Raw genomic sequence first — 17,731 nt, forward strand, 5'->3', positions numbered from 1 at the left:
GTGGAGGATGCGCCGAGTGTGTGGGTGGTGCCGCGTTCGTCGATCTCGTGGACGAGGTGGACGCGGAGGGCGTCGAGTTGGCGCAGTCGTTGGGAGAGTTCGGGGATGAGTGTGAGCAGGGTGTTTTCGTCGAGTTGCCACGCCTGTACCCGGTCGGGTGTGGTGAGTAGCTCGTCGAGGTCCATGTCTTGACGTTACTCGTATGTGTGTTCGATAGCAAGGGTGTTCGAGTGTGGATGTGATTGATGCACAACAATATTCACTACTGATCCGCATGGTTGCGGGTGCACCGTGGCAGTGACTCGGCGCGTGACAGTTACTGTCATATAGGCAGATACTCGCACCGATGCTTGGTGTCGACGGAAGGTCTGCAATGTCATTGAGGGAGCGTCAGCGGGCGCTGGTCCGTGCGGAGATCCAGCGGGCCGCGTTCGTGCTGTTCGCCCGCGACGGGTTCGACGCGGTGACGACCGATCAGATCGCCGCCGAAGCCGGAATCTCGCCGAGCACCTACTTCCGGCACGTGCGCAGCAAGGAGGATCTGCTGCTCGACCCGGTCCGGGAAGGCGGCGCAGGCATCGTCTCGCTGCTCGAACAGCGGCCCGCCGATGAACCCGCGGACGTTGCACTCCTGCAGTCGATCCTCGCCCGCTCCACCACCTTCGCGGCGACGGAGGTCGAGCAATGGCGGGCGGCCTTCCGGACCGCACCGCATCTGCTGGATCGCGTCGCGCTCATCACCCCGGAACACCGCGCCAGGCTGGTCGACCTGGTGGCGCAGCGGATGGGCCGGGACGCCGAATCCGACAGCAACCCCGGCCTGCTCGTGCATCTCATGCTCGCCGCCGCCGAGTTCGGTTACCTGCGGTGGCTGCGCAGCCCACGCACCCGGGGCGCGTCCCTCCCGGTGTGCGTCGAGGGCGCGCTGGACGCGGTCCTCGGTGAGCGATGGAGCACTCAGCAGATCGTGACGCCACGGAAGTCGAAGAACCGCAGCAGGACATCGTGATGGACATCGAACGTAGGGAGGGAACGACAATGGCACAGGATTCCGCCAGCGTGACGGACGAGGTCGACCTCGTCATCGTCGGCTCGGGTGCGGCGGGGATGGCGGCCGCGATCACCGCCGCACGCAACGGCCTCGAAGCCGTGCTCGTCGAGAAGTCCGAGTACTGGGGCGGATCGTCCGCGCGGTCCGGTGGCGGCGTCTGGATCCCGGGCAACTCGGTGTTGCGGCGGGACGCGCCGTCCGACGATCTCGCCGCGGCCCGCACCTACCTGACCAGCATTGTCGGCGACGACGCCGACGCCGACCGGATCGCGACGTACCTTGAGCGGGGGCCAGAGGCGCTCGACTTCCTGATCGCGAACTCGGGGCTCGACCTCGAATGGGTGAACGGCTACTCGGACTACTTCCCCGAGGCCCCCGGTGGCCGCGCCACCGGACGGTCCTGCGAACCGCGCCCCTTCGACGCCAGGGCGCTCGGCGCCGACCTCGCGACCCTGCATCCCTCATACACCAAGGCCCCGCTCGGCGTCGTGGTCAAGCAGTCCGACTACCGCTGGCTGAGCACCGGATTGCGGCACTGGCGGGGGCCGCAGCGGATGCTGCGAGTCGGGGCCAGGACGGCGATGGGACGCATCCGACGGAAGAAGCTGGTCGGCCTCGGATCGGCATTGATGGGGCAACTGATGCTCGGGGTGCGCGCCGCCGGTGTTCCGGTGCGGCTGGGCACCGCGATGACCGAGCTGGTCACCGACGGTGACCGCGTCATCGGCGTCGTCGTCGACGACGGCACGGGACCAACCACGGTCCGCGCCCGGCGTGGTGTCGTGCTCGCGTGCGGTGGGTTCGACCACAACACCGTCATGCGGCAGCGATACCAGCGGGAACCGGTGGACACGTCGTGGAGCCTCGGCGCACCGACCAACACCGGTGACGGGATCACCGCGGGCATGAGCATCGGCGCCTCCGTCGCCTGCATGGACGATGCGTGGTGGGCTCCGTCGATCCCGCTGCCGAACGGACCGTGGTTCGCGCTGGCCGAACGATCGTTGCCGCGCAGCCTGATGGTCAACGACCGCGGCGTCCGGTTCATGAACGAATCCCTGCCCTACGTCGAGGCGACCCACCGAATGTTCGGCGGCCCCTTCGGGCAGGGCGACGGTCCGGCGGACAACCTCCCCGCCTGGCTGATCTTCGACCAGACGTACCGCAACCGCTACATGTTCGCAGGCGTTCCCGCCAGGCAGCCGCTGCCGCGGTCGTGGCAGCGGTCCGGCGTCATCACCAGTGCCGGCTCGATGCGTGAGCTGGCCGAGAAAATCGGCATTCCCGCCGACGCGCTGGCCGGTACCGTCGACCGGTTCAACGCGCACGCCCGGTCGGGCACCGACCCCGACTTCGGCCGCGGGCAGAGTCGCTACGACCACTACTACGGCGACATCACCAACAGGCCGAACCCCAGCCTCGGGGAACTGACCAAGCCGCCGTTCTACGCGGCGCAGATGGTGCCCGGTGACCTCGGAACCAAGGGTGGTGTGGAAACCGACAGCGTCGGAAGGGTTCTCCACGCCGACGGCACCGTGATCGGCGGACTCTACGCGGCGGGCAACACCAGCGCGCCGGTCATGGGACATACCTATGCGGGCCCAGGGGCGACCATTGGACCGGCGATCGTCTTCGGGTACCTCGCCGCGCTCGACGCCGCGCAGCCCGGCTGATCTCCACCGGGAGCCACGCGGTCACGGCGGATCAGGATCGGCGGGGTCGCGGGGCGGGCGTGGCTCTCGACTGCGCGATGCATCGAGGAGTGCGGCGACGTCGAGCACCTCCGGCCACCGCATCGTGGCGTCGGGGATTGACCGAACCCCCTCGGCCACGACCCACACGGCGCCGTCGTCGTCGACCGTGACCGATGGCCGGGTCGCGAGGATTGGGGTGCTGCGAACCGGTTCCAGCGTGTGCGGGTCCAGCAGGGTGAACAGCCAGAACTGTCGCCCGCGGTCGTAATCCACCGGACCGGGCAGCGGCCACCATCCCGATCGTCCCGACCCGTCCGGTGGGTGATTGACGGTCCACGCGTACGGCCCGACCTGTCCGCCGACCATCACCGTGCTGGGCAGCCGTCGCGGCGTTCCGAGCGTCAGGTCCGGAAGCACCGGCACCGCGTGGTCGCCCAGGAAGAGGAGTGACGGTGATCCGGCGAGGAACAGGCGGCTGCTCCGTCCGGAGTGCCGCAGTTCCGGACCGATCGTCGCCGCGCCGGTCGGGTCGACCCGAACGAGTCGGATAGTCGAATTATCCAGTGCAACAGCGGCAATGGCCACCGCCCTGTCGCTGGCGATCGCGGCGACATGGCCATGCGGAGCGTCAATCTCGACGGGGTCGGCGTCCGGTCGGTGCAGCACCCAAGCGCCCTCCGCTCGGCACACCAGCAGCGCGTCGCCCAGGACTACTGCCGTGTGTGCTGCCCCGTCACCGACGCGACGTGGCTCCGCGTCGTCGGCACACCGGAAGAGGCCGTCGCGGCCGCCGACCCAGCAGCCCGTCGGTGTCGCCCAGACGCGGCGGGACGGGCCGATCGGTGCGGGCAGCACGTGTTCACGAACGGTGCGGTCACGGTCGATGCTCACCACTACGGGCAGGGTGCAGTCCGACACCCACAGCCGTCCGCCAGCCGCCGAGACGCCGCCGGGGACGATGCTCGGTCGGGTCGGCAGCGTGGGCACGTCGTCGAGATCGAGGTCGATCAACACGCCGACATCGGAGTCCGCCTCGTCCCGGTCCTGCGCGTACAGCGCCTCACGGTCGAAGAACCGCGGCGAGACGTCGACGTCCCGGAGTCTCCGGTGCCCCGCCGACATGTTCCATGCGGTACCGGGTCCGGGTCGGCGTCGAAAGCGCTCGCTCACGATCCGAACCCGGGTGACGCGCCCCCGCACGCGTCCGGCGTCGTCGCCGAGGACGCAGTGGAAGCGGCCGGTGAGTTCGACCTGCCCGGTGCGGGGACGGAAGCCGCGCCAGGACGCCGTCCAGCCGTCCCCGCGGAGCAGCCCCGACCACTGCGTGCGCCGTGGGGTGTCCTCGCCGGCGTACGCCTGGATAGGGGGTCCCGGATCAGGTTCCAGCGGAGCGCACATCGTCACCACGTCATCGGTGGCGGGTGGGAGCTCGACAAACCTGAGCGACAGTGCGATGACCGACCCGACCCGGGGGAGCGGGGCCTCGCCGTCCTCGATGGCGAGGTTCTCAACCTCGACGGCGAGAGTGCGACGGCCCGTCATGAGCCTTTCTGCGCGGTGGACATGCCGGCGACGCTACCAGCATCGAGCGCTTCGGGGTGGCCGGTGATCCGCACGGGCCACCCCAAAGCGGTCAGCCCTTCGCCGCCGAGATGCCCGCGCGGCGGCCGTAGAAGCTGCCATCGCCGAGCGAGGTTCCGGACGCGTACCCGCCCGCGCACACCCCGGATGTGCAGCGCCCGGCGGCGAACAGGCCGGGGATCGGCTCACCGGAGACGTGCAGGACCTCGGAGTTGATCGTGGTGCGCAGGCCGCCGAGGGTGAAGCCCGCGGTGCAGTTGCGCAGATCCAGTGCGGCGATGGGGGAGCCGATCGGCTTGCACCATTCCGGCTTCTTCCCGAGGACCGGATCCTCGCCGTTCGCGGCGTGCCGGTTGTACACCTCGACCGTCGACTGCAGGGTGCCCGCGGGCAAGCCCATCTCGGATTCGAGTTCCTCGACGGTCTCGGCAACCCACTTCGGCTGGAAGCGGAAGTACGGAGTGGAGCTGTCGCCTGCGCAACCCTCCTCATATGCCGCCTCGTCGATGATCAGATACGCCTGGTTTCCGTTGCGCAGCAACGTTTCCTGTCCGATCCGCCCCGGGTAGGTGTCCTCGTTGACGTAGCGCTGACCGCGGCCGTTGACGAGGATGCCGCGGGCCATCAGCTGCGGATCACCGAAGAACGCGACCTCGGTGGCGTCCATGTGGGAGAGGTCGGCACCGATTGCCTGCGCCATCTGGATGGCCTTGCCGTCGTGCTCCTCGATGGACGCGCCCGGCTTGCCGATCAGCCGCGGTGCGTAATTCTGCACCATCTCCTTGTTGTAGGCGAAGCTGCCGGTGGCGAGGACGACGCCGCGACGCGCCCGGATCGCGAGCTCCTTGCCGTACTGCTTGGCGACGATGCCCACGACGCGGCCGGACTCGTCGGTGATGAGTCGCTGCACGCGCATGTCGTACTCGGCGGTGACGCCGAGCTTCTCGGCGGTCTCGACGAGCGGCTTCATCAGCATGTAGCCGCCGCCCTTCTCGCCGGTCCGCTTGCCCGTCATCTGCGGGACGTGCCCCCGCGGCGCGGGGGCGGCGACGGTGTTGAACGGCGCGGCGTTCTCGCCGCCGGAGTACATCAGGCCGTCGTCGAACGGGGTCTCCCAGCCGGGCTGGCCATAGAAGCTCTCCTTGAACGGCACCCCGTTCTCGACCAGCCAGTTGTAGTGGTCGACGCTGCCGTCGCAGTAGTCGGTGATCTTCTCCTCGTCGGCGCCAGGGCCGAGGGCGGCCATCATGAACGCCTTCATGTTCTCGGGGGTGTCGTCGAACCCGAGGGCCTTCTGCAGCGGGGTGCCGCCACCGAGATAGATGAACCCGCCGGCAAGGGCGGCCGCCCCACCCCATCCGCTGGTCCGCTCGAGGACCAGGACGTCGGCGCCCGCGCGGGCGGCCTCGATCGCGGCGCTGACCCCGGCGATGCCGTAGCCGGCGATCACCACGTCGGCCTCGTGGTGCCAGGTGTCGATGCTCGATGCGGGCAGGGGACGGATGGGGGTGGCCTCGGCCATGGGTGATCGGGTCCTTCGTGTCGGGTGCAGTGTGCGGGTCCCCGCACTGGGCGGGGTTTCCACCCAAGTGGGGAGAAAAATCACGCACGGGCGGCGGAGACGCGCATCAGAGCAGTATTTCCGGTCCGGGTGGGGTTCGGGGCCGAATTGCGTTACGGAGCGGAACCGTTTTCGGCGGCCTGTGCGGCCGCCGCCTTCTCCGCGGCCCGGGCGGCCTTCCGTCGATCCGACTTCACCGAGATCAGGGCGTTGTTCAGTCCGGTCCCCAGCGGCCAGCCCACGTAGTGGCAGAGGAAGATCGCGGCCTCCTCCACCTGCTGCTCGGTCAGCTCCTCGTTTCCGATCGCCGCGTTGATTTGAATCTTCGCGACCTCCGTCTGCCCCTGTGCCGCGATCGCGCCGAGCAGCAGCAGGCGTCGGTCGCGCAGGCTCAGTCCCTGGCGGGTCCAGATATCGGCGAACAGGTGATCGGCGGTGACGGCGAAGAAGTCGCCGGGCACGTCGGCGGGCATCTCCCACCCGTAGACCTGGTTCATCATCGCGACACCGCGACGCCGGGCCTCACTGGTGACGCCGTCGGCTGCGTTTCCGTTCTCGCTCATGCGGGCTCCTTCGATGGTGCGGATTGGGCGAGGGTGCCGGGACCCACCCCGAGCCCGGGACCGAGTCCGGTGAGCGCGGCGGTGGCGAGTGGCAGGTCGACGTCGAGCCGATCGCCGAGATCGAGCGCGAGCGACAGGTCCTTCTCTCCGAGGGTGCGGACGTGCCCGAGAATCGAGTACCACCCGTCCGATTCGGCGACCCGTGCGGTGGTGTCGCGGAGCATGATCGCGCCGGGCCCGCCGGTGATCGCGTCGGTGTGCCGCACCACCTTCCCGAGCTCACGTATATCCAGGCCCGCCGCCTCGGCAAGCCGCTGCGCCTCGGTGGCCGCGGTGAACGAGATGAAGTGCAGAAGATTGCGGGCCAGTTTCATGCGGGTACCCGCGCCGACCTCGCCCGCCCGCACGACCAGTTCGGCGAACCGGGCGAAGGGTTCGCGCACCGCCTCGAACGCCTCCTCGGTGCCACCGACCATGACCGCGAGCCGACCCTGCTTGGCGCCCATCGCGCCGCCGCTGATCGGGGCGTCCACCAGATGCACCCCCGCCTGCAGGCAGGCCTGCGCCAACTCCACCGCGGTGGTGTCCGCAATCGTCGAGTGCACCGCGACGACGGTGCCGGGCGTTGCGGTGGACAGGATGCCGTCCTGGCCGGTGACGACGTCGCGGACCTGGGTGTCGTCGAGGACGGTCACCGAGATCACCGTGGCCTGCGCAGCGACGGCGGCCGGGGTGGCGGCCGCGGCGGCCCCGTCGGCGACGAACGGTTCCACGGCCTCGGGGCGGGCGTCGCACACCACCAGCCCGCCCGGCCAGTCCAGCAATCGCTTCGCCATCGGCGCACCCATGTTGCCGAGACCGATGTATCCGACGGTCACCGCCGTTGCGTTCGGCGTGCCCGTGCTCATGACCGGTACACCTGTCCGCCGTCGACGTTGAAGATCTGGCCGCTGATCCAGCTCGCCTCGTCGGACAGCAGGAACAGGCACAGGCCGGTGAGGTCCTCGGGAGTGCCCATCCGCTGCAGCGGGATCCGTTTCACCATGTCGGCGACGATGGCCTGTGGTGTGGACGTCCGGGTGGCTTCGGTGTCGATCGGGCCGGGGGCGATCGCGTTGATCCGAATCTTTGACCAGCCGAGTTCGGTCGCCAACTGCTGGGTGAGGCTGTTGATGCCCGCCTTGGCCAGACCGTAGTAGTTGGAGTAGGTCCATGCGGCGGTGGAGGACTGGTTGACGATCGAGCCGCCGGTTGCGCGCATGTGCGGGACCACCGCCCGGCAGACCTGCAGCGCGCCATCCATGTTCACCGACATGAACCGACGGTAGTAGTCCCAGTCCACGGTCAGCAGTGAATCGATCTTCATCCCGCCGTAGATCGCGGCGTTGTTGACCAGGTGGTCGATGCCGCCGAACCTCGCGATCGTCGCGTCGGCCAGGGCCTGCGCCGACGCGCCGTCGGCGACATCGACCTGTACGAAGATCGCCGAGCCGCCGTCGGCTCCGATCTGCTTGGCGACCTGCTCACCGAGTTCTGCGTTGAGGTCGGCGACCACCACGTTGGCCCCGTCCGCGGCCAGCGCCTTCGCGTACCCCTCGCCGATGCCCTGTGCCGCACCGGTGACGATCGCGGTGCGTCCGTCGAAACGTCCCATGTGAAATGTCCTGCTTTCTGGTCGAGTTCGAGTGGCCGAGCTGAGTGGAGCGGGTGGATCCGCTCAGGTGGTGGCGGGATAGGCGACGAGCTTGGTCTCGAGGTACTCCTCGAAGCCAGCGACGCCCATCTCGCGGCCGATGCCGGACTGCTTGTAGCCGCCGAACGGGGCGTCGGCGGAGTACCAGAGGCCGCCGTTGACGCCGAGGGTGCCGGTGCGAACGCCGCTGACAACCCGGTCGATGCGATCGGGGTCGGTGCCCCACACCGCCCCGGACAGTCCGTAGGGGGAGTCGTTCGCGATCCGGATCGCGTCGTCGTCACCATCGTGCGGCAGCACCACCAGGACCGGGCCGAAGACCTCCTCCTGCGCAACCCTTGACGAGTTGTCCAGGCCGGCGATGAGAGTCGGTTCGATGAAGAAGCCGCGTTCCAGGGAGGCGAGCCGCCCGCCGCCGGTGACGACGGTGCCGCCCTCCTCCACGGCCAGCCTCAGGTAGCCCTCGACCCGGTCGCGTTGCTTCGCGGAGATCAGCGGGCCGCACACGGTGCCGGGGTCGGTGGGGTCGCCGGTGCCGACCCCGGCCATTGCCCGCGCCGCGGCCGCGACCGCCTCGTCGTACCGTTCGCGGGGCACCAGCAGCCGGGTGCACAGCGCACAGCCCTGGCCGGCGTGCACGGCGACCGAGAACGCGGCGTAGGAACTGGCGCCCGCGATGTCGGCGTCGTCGAGGACGATGAACGCGGACTTGCCCCCGAGTTCGAGGAACACCTTCTTCAGCGACCGTGAGGCCGCCGCCATCACCGCGCGGCCGGTGCCGGTGGACCCGGTGAACGAGATCAGGTCGACGCGGGGATCGGTGCACAGTTGCTCGCCGAGCCGGTGGTCGGTGGAGGTGACGATGTTGACGACGCCGGGCGGGATGTCGGTCTCCTCGGCGATCACCGTGCCGACCAGGGCCGCGCACCACGGCGTGTCGGGGGCAGGCTTGAGGACCACCGTGTTGCCCGCGGCGAGGGCCGGGCCGAGCTTGGCGAAGTTGATCTGGTGCGGGAAGTTCCACGGGGTGATCGCGCCGACCACGCCGATCGCCTCCTTGAGCAGGCGGCGGTGGGTGGGGATGCCCATCGGGGTTGCACTGCCGAGATCCTGCTCCCACGCATAGTTTTCGGCGAGATCGGCCCAGTACCGCAGGTCCTCGATCGGCCCGGCGAGCTGCGGCCCGTTGGTCAGCATGGCGGGCGCACCGACCTCGGCGATGGTGATCTCGCGCAGTTCCTCAAGGTGCGACTGCAGCGCGTCGCGGAGTTGGCGGAGGCAGTGGGCGCGGAAGGCGTGGTCGCGGGACCAGTTGGTGGTGTCGAAGGCCGTGCGTGCGGCCGCGATCGCCGCGTCCATGTCGGCGGCGGTGGCCTCCGCGGCGCGGCCGACGATCTCCTCGGTTGCGGGATTGACGATCTCGAAGGTGCCGCCGGATCCGGGAATCAGCTTGCCGTCGACGAGCAGTGCCGAGCTGTCGGAAGGTCGAAGCGTCATTGCGCAAAACTCCTTTCTGGACAGGTGTCTGGACTATAGTTTGCACAAATGTCGCGTGCAACGGGTTTCGGGCACATCTCCGCTCGTCGCATAGAAGGGAGTTCGGTCATGGCGCGTATGACTCGGGCCGGGTTCGTTCGGCTGCGCGACCGGCGATGCCGGTCAGCGATGATCGCGTGCGACACGGTGCGGCTGGCTGTCCGGGGCGATGGTTGCGCTTCGCGAACTGTAGTAATGTCTGGACACGTGTCTAGTAGTGATCGCGTTCCCAGCAGTTTCGAGTCAACCCGCCGCCGCCTCACCCCCAAGCAGGCGGACACCGTCGACCGCCTGTGCGTCGCGGCGGTCGACGTCCTGCGGGAGGAGGACTTCGCTGGCCTCACCGTCCGCGCGGTCGCGGCCCGTGCCGGTGTCGGGCCCGCGACCGCGTACACCTACTTCTCGTCGAAGGAGCACCTCGTCGCCGAGGTGTTCTGGCGGCGACTCTCGCGGTCGCCGCGTCCGGCGACCGACGGCCACGATCGAACCGGCCGCGTGGTCGCCGTCCTGCGTGACATCGCGCTGCTGCTCGCCGACGAACCCGGACTCTCGGCTGCCGTGACCAATGCCCTGCTCGGCGGCGACCCGGACGTGGAGCACCTGCGGGTGCGGATCGGCATCGAGATCCGCGACCGCCTCCTCGACGCGCTCCGCGGGGACGAGTCGACCCCGTCCGGCCGCGACCCCGACCCCGATGTGCTCGAAACCCTCGAACTTCTCTACGCCGGAGCGCTGCTCAGGGCCGGGATGGGCTACGGGTCCTACGCGGACCTCGCCGACCGACTGGAGCGTTCCGCCACAATGATATTGGAGTAACGCATGACGGATTCGAACGGCGCGACCCTGCTCGACCCGCTGGTGTTCAACCCGTACGACTACCACTTCCACGACGACCCGTACCCGACCTACCGGCGCCTGCGCGAGGAGTCGCCGCTGTACCACAACACCGACCTCGGGTTCTGGGCGTTGTCCCGGCACGCTGACGTGATGGAGGCGTTCAAGGACAACACCCGGCTCTCGAGCGCCAACGGCGTCTCGCTCGACCCGGCGGCGTACGGTCCGCACGCCCACCTGGTGATGTCGTTTCTCGCGATGGACGATCCCCGGCACATGCGGCTGCGGCAGCTGGTGTCCCGCGGCTTCACGCCGCGGCGCGTCGCCGAACTCGACGGCCGGATCCACGAACTTGCCAGGCAGTACCTGGATCCGGCCCTCGCCGCCGGCGAGTTCGATTGGATCGCCGAGGTCGCCGGACGGCTGCCGATGGACGTGATCTCCGAGCTACTGGGGGTGCCGCAGGCCGACCGCACCGAACTGCGCCGGATGGCGGACCTGGTGGTGCACCGCGAGGATGGCGTGCTGGACGTCCCGCAGGCTGCGGTGGAGTCCTCGATGGCGCTGATGACCTACTACAAGGACATGATCGCCGAACGCAGGCGCTCACGCACCGAGGACCTCACCTCGGCACTGCTCGACGCCGAGATCGATGGCGACAAGCTGACCGACCAGGAGATCCTGGGGTTCATGTTCCTGATGGTCGTGGCGGGCAACGAGACCACAACCAAATTGCTCGGGAACGCGCTGTACTGGGGTGCACGGCATCCGGATCAGGTCGCGCCGGTCCTCGGCAATCCGGATCGGGTCCCCGACTGGGTGGAGGAGACCCTCCGCTACGACACTTCCAGTCAGATCGTTGCCCGCACCAGCGCCGTCGACCTCGAGTATCACGGCGCGGTGGTGCCCGCCGGGGAGAAGGTGCTGCTGCTGATCGGCTCGGCCAACCGCGACGACGAGGTGTTCGAGGACGCCGACGAGTTCCTGATCGGTCGCGGCGCCTCCACCAGGTTGGCGAGTTTCGGTGGCGGCGTGCACTTCTGCCTCGGTGCGCACCTGGCGCGACTCGAGGCGAACATCGCGCTGGCGGAGTTCGCTCGGCAGGTTCGGGCCTACGACGTCGACGCGTCCGGAATCGAACGTGTCCATTCGACGAACGTGCGGGGCTTCGCGGCCCTGCCGGTGAAGGTGCAGGTGCGCTGATGCCCCGTTTCGAACCCAACCCCGACCGCAGACCAGCCCTGATCAGTGGCGCATCCTCCGGGATCGGTGAGGCGACCGCCTACGCGCTCGCCGAACTCGGTCACCCCGTCGCGCTCGGTGCTCGCCGGGTTGCGCAGACCGAGGCGATCGCCGAAAAGATCCGGAGCAACGGGGGAGAGGCGTTCGCGCACCTCCTCGACGTGACCGACAACGACTCCGTTGACGCCTTCGTCACGGCGGCCGAGGCGGCGATCGGTCCGGCCGAGATCGTCGTCTCCGGTGCCGGTGACCTTGAGTTCGGGATGGCCGACGAGATGGACCCGGTGCGGTTCGCCAAGCAGATCGATGTGCACCTAGTCGGTGCGCAGCGGCTGGCGCACCGGGTGCTGCCCGGCATGCGGGCGCGACGCCGCGGGGACTTCGTGCTCATCGGCTCGGACTGTGCGGACCGGCAACGGCCCGGAATGGGTGCCTACGACGCGGCAAAGGCAGGCCTCGAGGCGATGGGGCGGCAGATGCGGATGGAGCTGGAGGGCACTGGGATTCGAGCATCGATCGTCCGGCCCGGACCGACGTTCACGGGGATGGGCATGGACTCGACACCCGAGATCCTCGCCCCGGTCGCGGAGCTGTGGACCAGGTGGGGCTTCGCCAGGCACGGCTACTTCCTGCGCGCCTCCGACATGGCAAACGCCATTGTCGCCGTGGTGAGCGCCCCGCGCGGCGCCCACCTCGTCCTGGTCGAGGTGCAGCCGGAAGCGCCCCTCGCCCCCGTCAGCGCAGAGGAGACCGACCGATGACACTCCCCACCCCGCCCCGGGTGTCCGGCGGCGAACACGAACACGGCCACCTCGAGGAACTGCGGACCGATCCGATCGCCCTGATGCGCCGGGTGCGGGAGCAGTGCGGCGACGTCGGCACCTTCCGGCTCGTCGACAAGACCGTGGTGCTGCTCTCCGGCGCCGAGGCCAACGAGTTCTTCTTCCGTTCCGACGACGAGGACCTCGACCAGCAGGCCGCCTACCCGTTCATGAAGCCGATCTTCGGCGAGGGTGTGGTCTTTGACGCCAGCCCCGAGCGCCGCAAGGAGATGCTGCACAACTCGGCGTTGCGCGGTGAGCAGATGAAGGGACACGCGACGACGATCGGCGTCGAGGTCGAGAACATGGTCGCTGGCTGGGGCGACGACGGCGAGATCGACCTGCTCGAGTTCTTCGCCGAGCTGACCATCTACACCTCCTCGGCGTGCCTGATCGGCAAGAAGTTCCGCGACCAGCTGGACGACCGCTTCGCCAGGCTCTACCACGAGCTGGAGCAGGGCACCGACGCGATCGCGTTCGTCGACCCGTACGCGCCGATCGAGAGCTTCCGCAGGCGGGACGCGGCCCGGCTGGCCCTCGTCGAGTTGGTGCAGGAGATCATGACCGGACGGATCGCGCACCCGCCCGTCGGCAGGGAGGACCGGGACATGCTCGACGTCCTGGTCTCGGTCCGCGACGAGGATGGCAACCTGCGCTTCTCCGCCGACGAGATCACCGGCATCTTCATCTCGATGATGTTCGCCGGTCACCACACCACCTCCGGGACCGCCGCCTGGTCGTTGATCGAGTTGCTCCGGCATCCGGAGACGATGGAGCGGGTCACCACCGAACTCGACGAGCTGTACTCCGACGGCGCCGACATCAGTTTCCACGCGCTGCGGCAGATCCCGGTGCTGGAGGCGGTGATCAAGGAGACCCTGCGGCTGCATCCGCCGCTGATCCTCCTGCTCCGGGTCGCCCGCGGCGACTTCGAGGTCGGCGGCTTCGCGATCGACGAGGGCGATCTCGTTGCCGCGACCCCGGCGATCTCGAACCGGATCGCCGAGGACTTCCCGAACCCGGACCGGTTCGATCCGGGTCGCTACCTCGACCCGAATCAGGAGGACATCGTTAACCGGTGGACCTGGATCCCGTTCGGTGCGGGCAGGCATCGGTGCGTCGGTGCCGCCTTCGCGCAGATGCAGTTGAAGGCGATATTTTCAATCCTGTTGCGGGACTTTGAGTTCGAGATGGCGCAACCCGCGGACAGTTACCGCAACGATCACAGCAAGATGGTGGTCCAGCTGCAGCAGCCGTGCACGGTGCGCTACCGCAGGCGCCCCGGTCGCGTTCCGGCAGGCGCGGCGGCGGCGCCCACCGAGACCGGACTCCCGGTCTCGCACAGCCCGAGCGAGGCATGACGATGCGCGTCGAGGTGGACCCGGATCTGTGCCAGGGGCATGCCGCCTGCGAGATGGAGGCGCCGGACGTGTTCACGGTGCCGAAGCGGGGAACCGTCGAGATTCTCGACCCGACCCCGCCCGAATCGTTGCGCGGCGATGTGGAGAACGCGATCCGCTACTGCCCGACGCGGGCGCTGCGGGTCACACCCGACTGAGCACCCCGACCGCGCCCCCGCCCGGTCGACCCCGTACCGAGCAACATCCGCACGACGAGACTTCGAGGAGAGAGAGCATGACCGGATTCGACCGCGCCGAACTCGACGAGATGGTGCAGCGCTGGGTGGACGGAAACAAGAGCGCCGAGGCCGCGGGCGACTGGACGCCGTTGGCCGACTTCTACACCGACGACGCCACCTACGGCTGGAACTACGGCCCCAAGCAGGACTTCATGGCCGTCGGGCGGGACGAGATCCGCGAGGTCGCGCTCGGCCTCGAGATGCAGGGGCTCGACGGCTGGCAATACCCGTACCAGGAGTTCGTCGTCGACGAGCGCAGCGGCAACGTGATCGGGCTGTGGAAGCAGGTCGCCGATGCCACCCGCGCCGACGGCGGCAACTACTCCGTGTACGGCATCGGCGGCAGCTGGTTCCGCTACGGCGGCAACTTCCAATGGTCCTGGCAGCGCGACTTCTTCGACTTCGGGAACGTGTCCGCGCTGTTCATGGAGATGATCAAGGACAACGCGCTGTCGACGGGCATGCAGGGCCGGATCCAGCGCTCGGTGTCCGGCAAGGAACTGCCGGGCTGGTACCGGGTCGGCACCGCGCCGGTGCCGCTGTGGTGAGCACCGAGGCGAGGCGGTCGTTCGAGGCGCTTTCCCGCGCGGACCTCGCCACCGTGGTGCCCGAGCTTCTGCTGTGCGGGCAGCTGATCGACCGGTCCGGCATGGCACACCTGATCGCCCGGTTCGGCCGGGACGGCATGGCGCAGGTCGCGATCGAGGAATGGCAGGCGTCGAGCCCCTGGTACACCCGGCGGATGCAGCGGGCGCTCGGCTACGAGGGCGACGACGTGGTGACCATCTTCAAGGGACTGCAGCTCGACATCGGCGCACCGCCGCAGTTCATGGACTTCCGGTATCGGGTGGACACTCCGCGCCGCGGCGAGTTCTGGCTGGACCACTGCGGGGCGCTGATGGACGTCGAGCCGCTCGGCGACGAGTACGTCACCGCGATGTGCCACGACATCGAGGACCCGACCTTCGACGCGACCGCGCTGGCGACCAACCCGCACGCCCAGGTGCGTCCGATTCACCGGCCGCCGCGCAGGCCAGCGGACCGGCATCCGCACTGCGCGTGGACGGTGATCATCGACGACGCGCACGTCCCGCCGGTGATGGAACCACACACCGAGCAGATCGGACGCACCGAGGCATACGCCCTCGAGCTCACCCCGATCGACCACTCCGACGAAGGGGCACACGACTATTCGGGGCCACTCCTGTCGGACCTGCGGTTCGCCGACTTCTCCCGGTCGACGCTGGTGCGGATCGCCGAGGAGGTGTGCCTGCAGCAGCACCTGCTCGTGCTCGGGTTCCAGCTCGCGGTGCGCAAGCGGGCCGACGCGGACGCTGCCGCCGACATCACCCGCAAGCAACTGACCGGAATCGCCGGGGTCGCCGCGCGGCGGATCCGAGACGCGTTGGGGCTGCCCGACGACCTGGAGGGACTGGCCACCGTGCTGTCGGTGCATCCGCTGCTGGCGCCGAAACAGTACGTGCACAGCGAGATCCGGTTCGACGGAACACGGCTGGACCTGTGGCTGGGCCGCGGCGGACCGGTCGACACCGACGGCGGCTGGCCGACCCTCATCGACGGGGCCCACCTCGAGCCGTTGCAGGCGCTGGTGCGTGGGGTGAACCCGCGCTTCACGGTCCGGGTCCTCGGCGAGGAGGCCTCGGGGCTGCTGGTCACCGTCGACCTCACCGACGAGTCAGCACCGGAGTGCGTTGAGGTGGCGATCACCAAGGTCAGCACCGGTGCCGCCTTTGTTTTCGAAGATCGCGGAATTCCCCTGCCGCTCTATGTAGTGTGAGCGCCCACATCCGACGAAGGACATGCACATATGGCCTACACGTTCGCTGATCTGTTCGAGCACTCCGTGGATGCAATGCCCGACCGTCTCGCAATGATCGTCTCCGGCGAGAAGGTCACCTACCGCGAGCTGGACGAGCGGGCCAACCGGTTCGCGCATCACCTCGCAGACGCGGGCTTCGGTGCCGGCGCGCACATCGGTGTGCACATGCACAATTCGATCGAGACGATGGTCGCGATCCTTGCCGCGTTCAAGCTCCGCGCGGTCCCGCTCACCGTCAACTACCGGTACACCGCAGACGAGTTGCAGTATCTCTACGACAACGCCGATCTCGACGCCCTGGTCTTCCATCAGGGTTTCGCGGATCGGATCGCCGAGGTGCTGCCCGCCGCGCCGCGGATCCGGCACCTCGTTGCGGTCCCGGACGCACTGGCAACCGGTGCGGCGGAGCGGGTCCCCGGCGCGATCACCTACGCGGACGCGCTCGCCGCCGGATCCCCGGAACGGGGCTTCGGTGAACGCAGTCCGGACGATCGGTACATCTTCTACACCGGCGGAACCACCGGACGGCCGAAGGGGGTGGTGTGGCGGCACGAGGACATCTGGCGGGTCCTCGGCGGAGGGTACGACTTCTACTCCGGTGCGCCGATCACCGACGAGTACCAACAGTCCCGGACCGGGGCCGCGGCAGCGGAGGCGATGCGGTGGCTGATGCTGCCGCCGCTGATCCATACCTCTGCGTTGATGCCCACGTTCACCGCCTTCTTCTCCGGGAACACGGTGATCATGGAACCCCGATTCGACGCCGAGCAGGTCTGGGAGGTCGTGGCCGAGCACCGTCCGCAGGTCATGGTCATCACCGGGGACGCGATGGGCAGACCCCTGGTGGATGCGTACCGCCGACAGGACCGGGACACCTCGAGCCTCGGTGTGGTTGCGTCCGGCGCCGCGTTGTTCTCGGCGGCCGTCAAGGACGCCTTCTTCGAGGCGATGCCGAACCTGATGATCACCGATTCGGTTGGTTCGTCCGAAACAGGCTTCGGCGGAATCGGTTTCGCGACGAAGGGGTCGCAACAGCGGGGTGGGCCGAAGGTCGCCGCGAATCGGTTCTCGGTGGTGGTGGACGACGATGATCGGATCCTGCCTGCCGGGTCGGGTGCCGAGGGCTGGCTCGCCAAGCTCGGGAACGTGCCGGTCGGCTACTACAACGATCCGGCCAAGTCCGCCGAGATCTTCCGGATGGTCACCGGCGCCGCCGACGGGGCCTCGGGCGGGGCCCCGCAGCGGGCGGTGGTGACCGGGGATCGGGCGCGGATCGAGGACGACGGGTCCATCACCCTGCTCGGGCGCGGCAACATGGTCGTCAACACCGGCGGCGAGAAGGTGTTCGCGGAGGAGGTCGAGGCCGTCGTGAAGGCGCACCCCGACGTGTACGACGCGATCGTGATCGGCGTCCCCGACGATCGGTGGGGCAGCCGGGTGGCGACGGTGCTGCACGGCCGCGACGGCACCCCTATCGACTTCGATTCCCTCGAGAAGCACACCCGCACGCAGCTCGCGGGGTACAAGATCCCCCGCACCTTTTGGGTGGCGGAGGAGATCGCCCGAACACCCAGCGGCAAACCCGATTTCGGTTGGGCGAAGGCGTATGCGGCGGCCAACGATCCCGATCACCACATCGACTGAGTGCCCTCGCGCACGTTCATCCGGCGCGCCCA

Annotated in this window: 17 protein-coding genes; 10 read left to right on the forward strand and 7 right to left on the reverse strand. The window is 68.7% G+C overall.

Going from position 1 to position 17,731, the window contains the following annotated elements; genetic code table 11:
- Positions 1–185 (reverse strand): hypothetical protein (locus ACWF62_RS19585; protein WP_452631089.1); only part of this gene is annotated, 185 nt, incomplete at its 3' end.
- A gap of 188 nt (positions 186–373) precedes the next feature.
- On the opposite strand from ACWF62_RS19585, the gene ACWF62_RS19590 reads away from it, so the two are divergent.
- Positions 374–1,009, forward strand: coding sequence for a TetR/AcrR family transcriptional regulator (locus ACWF62_RS19590; protein ID WP_378506707.1), 636 nt, complete (start codon positions 374–376; stop codon positions 1,007–1,009).
- Positions 1,010–1,038: 29 nt separating this feature from the next.
- Positions 1,039–2,724 (forward strand): 3-oxosteroid 1-dehydrogenase, encoded by a 1,686-nt coding sequence (kstD, locus tag ACWF62_RS19595; protein ID WP_452631091.1) that lies wholly within the window; start codon positions 1,039–1,041, stop codon positions 2,722–2,724.
- A 21-nt stretch (positions 2,725–2,745) separates the two neighbouring features.
- Here the strand turns inward: kstD and ACWF62_RS19600 are convergent, their stop codons facing one another.
- The 6 genes from ACWF62_RS19600 to ACWF62_RS19625 form a co-directional block, all read right to left on the reverse strand.
- Positions 2,746–4,287: a hypothetical protein gene (locus ACWF62_RS19600; RefSeq protein WP_452631093.1), complete on the reverse strand. Its 1,542-nt coding sequence runs from the start codon at positions 4,285–4,287 to the stop codon at positions 2,746–2,748.
- 91 nt (positions 4,288–4,378) lie between these two features.
- Positions 4,379–5,848, reverse strand: a complete 1,470-nt coding sequence (locus ACWF62_RS19605; RefSeq protein WP_378506710.1) for an FAD-dependent oxidoreductase — start codon at positions 5,846–5,848, stop codon at positions 4,379–4,381.
- A gap of 152 nt (positions 5,849–6,000) precedes the next feature.
- Positions 6,001–6,450: a carboxymuconolactone decarboxylase family protein gene (locus tag ACWF62_RS19610; RefSeq protein ID WP_378506711.1), complete on the reverse strand. Its 450-nt coding sequence runs from the start codon at positions 6,448–6,450 to the stop codon at positions 6,001–6,003.
- Positions 6,447–7,358, reverse strand: a complete 912-nt coding sequence (locus ACWF62_RS19615; RefSeq protein ID WP_452631096.1) for an NAD(P)-dependent oxidoreductase — start codon at positions 7,356–7,358, stop codon at positions 6,447–6,449. Before ACWF62_RS19615 ends, ACWF62_RS19610 begins: the two co-directional genes overlap by 4 nt.
- A complete protein-coding gene (locus tag ACWF62_RS19620; protein WP_378506713.1) occupies positions 7,355–8,104 on the reverse strand; it encodes an SDR family oxidoreductase in 750 nt (249 codons plus the stop codon). Before ACWF62_RS19620 ends, ACWF62_RS19615 begins: the two co-directional genes overlap by 4 nt.
- Positions 8,105–8,167: 63 nt before the next feature.
- A complete protein-coding gene (locus ACWF62_RS19625) occupies positions 8,168–9,640 on the reverse strand; it encodes an aldehyde dehydrogenase (RefSeq protein WP_378506714.1) in 1,473 nt (490 codons plus the stop codon).
- A 234-nt stretch (positions 9,641–9,874) separates the two neighbouring features.
- On the opposite strand from ACWF62_RS19625, the gene ACWF62_RS19630 reads away from it, so the two are divergent.
- From ACWF62_RS19630 to ACWF62_RS19665, 8 genes are all read left to right on the forward strand, one after another.
- On the forward strand, positions 9,875–10,495 hold the full coding sequence (locus ACWF62_RS19630) for a TetR/AcrR family transcriptional regulator (RefSeq protein WP_378506715.1): 621 nt from the start codon (positions 9,875–9,877) through the stop codon (positions 10,493–10,495).
- Positions 10,496–10,498: 3 nt separating this feature from the next.
- Positions 10,499–11,716: a cytochrome P450 gene (locus ACWF62_RS19635; protein ID WP_452631099.1), complete on the forward strand. Its 1,218-nt coding sequence runs from the start codon at positions 10,499–10,501 to the stop codon at positions 11,714–11,716.
- A complete protein-coding gene (locus ACWF62_RS19640) occupies positions 11,716–12,516 on the forward strand; it encodes an SDR family oxidoreductase (protein ID WP_452631101.1) in 801 nt (266 codons plus the stop codon). The genes ACWF62_RS19635 and ACWF62_RS19640 overlap by 1 nt, the downstream gene beginning before the upstream one ends.
- Positions 12,513–13,937: a cytochrome P450 gene (locus tag ACWF62_RS19645; RefSeq protein ID WP_452631102.1), complete on the forward strand. Its 1,425-nt coding sequence runs from the start codon at positions 12,513–12,515 to the stop codon at positions 13,935–13,937. The genes ACWF62_RS19640 and ACWF62_RS19645 overlap by 4 nt, the downstream gene beginning before the upstream one ends.
- A 2-nt stretch (positions 13,938–13,939) precedes the next feature.
- The gene (locus ACWF62_RS19650) at positions 13,940–14,134 is read left to right on the forward strand and encodes a ferredoxin (RefSeq protein WP_378506754.1); all 195 of its coding nucleotides are present in this window, start codon (positions 13,940–13,942) and stop codon (positions 14,132–14,134) included.
- 77 nt (positions 14,135–14,211) lie between these two features.
- Positions 14,212–14,763, forward strand: a complete 552-nt coding sequence (locus ACWF62_RS19655; RefSeq protein ID WP_378506719.1) for a Cif family virulence factor — start codon at positions 14,212–14,214, stop codon at positions 14,761–14,763.
- Positions 14,757–16,013, forward strand: a complete 1,257-nt coding sequence (locus ACWF62_RS19660; protein WP_452631103.1) for a hypothetical protein — start codon at positions 14,757–14,759, stop codon at positions 16,011–16,013. The genes ACWF62_RS19655 and ACWF62_RS19660 overlap by 7 nt, the downstream gene beginning before the upstream one ends.
- A gap of 30 nt (positions 16,014–16,043) precedes the next feature.
- Positions 16,044–17,699 (forward strand): acyl-CoA synthetase, encoded by a 1,656-nt coding sequence (locus tag ACWF62_RS19665; protein WP_378506721.1) that lies wholly within the window; start codon positions 16,044–16,046, stop codon positions 17,697–17,699.
- The last annotated feature ends 32 nt before the right edge of the window (positions 17,700–17,731 follow it).

This window comes from Rhodococcus sp. NPDC054953, assembly GCF_053609225.1.

What these genes read in the sequence shown, in the direction of transcription:
- ACWF62_RS19590 (WP_378506707.1), top strand. Translation starts at nt 374, where the DNA reads ATGTCATTGAGGGAGCGTCAGCGGGCGCTGGTCCGTGCGGAGATCCAG.
- kstD (WP_452631091.1), top strand. Translation starts at nt 1,039, where the DNA reads ATGGCACAGGATTCCGCCAGCGTGACGGACGAGGTCGACCTCGTCATC.
- ACWF62_RS19600 (WP_452631093.1), bottom strand. Translation starts at nt 4,287, where the DNA reads ATGACGGGCCGTCGCACTCTCGCCGTCGAGGTTGAGAACCTCGCCATC.
- ACWF62_RS19605 (WP_378506710.1), bottom strand. Translation starts at nt 5,848, where the DNA reads ATGGCCGAGGCCACCCCCATCCGTCCCCTGCCCGCATCGAGCATCGAC.
- ACWF62_RS19610 (WP_378506711.1), bottom strand. Translation starts at nt 6,450, where the DNA reads ATGAGCGAGAACGGAAACGCAGCCGACGGCGTCACCAGTGAGGCCCGG.
- ACWF62_RS19615 (WP_452631096.1), bottom strand. Translation starts at nt 7,358, where the DNA reads ATGAGCACGGGCACGCCGAACGCAACGGCGGTGACCGTCGGATACATC.
- ACWF62_RS19620 (WP_378506713.1), bottom strand. Translation starts at nt 8,104, where the DNA reads ATGGGACGTTTCGACGGACGCACCGCGATCGTCACCGGTGCGGCACAG.
- ACWF62_RS19625 (WP_378506714.1), bottom strand. Translation starts at nt 9,640, where the DNA reads ATGACGCTTCGACCTTCCGACAGCTCGGCACTGCTCGTCGACGGCAAG.
- ACWF62_RS19630 (WP_378506715.1), top strand. Translation starts at nt 9,875, where the DNA reads ATGTCTGGACACGTGTCTAGTAGTGATCGCGTTCCCAGCAGTTTCGAG.
- ACWF62_RS19635 (WP_452631099.1), top strand. Translation starts at nt 10,499, where the DNA reads ATGACGGATTCGAACGGCGCGACCCTGCTCGACCCGCTGGTGTTCAAC.
- ACWF62_RS19640 (WP_452631101.1), top strand. Translation starts at nt 11,716, where the DNA reads ATGCCCCGTTTCGAACCCAACCCCGACCGCAGACCAGCCCTGATCAGT.
- ACWF62_RS19645 (WP_452631102.1), top strand. Translation starts at nt 12,513, where the DNA reads ATGACACTCCCCACCCCGCCCCGGGTGTCCGGCGGCGAACACGAACAC.
- ACWF62_RS19650 (WP_378506754.1), top strand. Translation starts at nt 13,940, where the DNA reads ATGCGCGTCGAGGTGGACCCGGATCTGTGCCAGGGGCATGCCGCCTGC.
- ACWF62_RS19655 (WP_378506719.1), top strand. Translation starts at nt 14,212, where the DNA reads ATGACCGGATTCGACCGCGCCGAACTCGACGAGATGGTGCAGCGCTGG.
- ACWF62_RS19665 (WP_378506721.1), top strand. Translation starts at nt 16,044, where the DNA reads ATGGCCTACACGTTCGCTGATCTGTTCGAGCACTCCGTGGATGCAATG.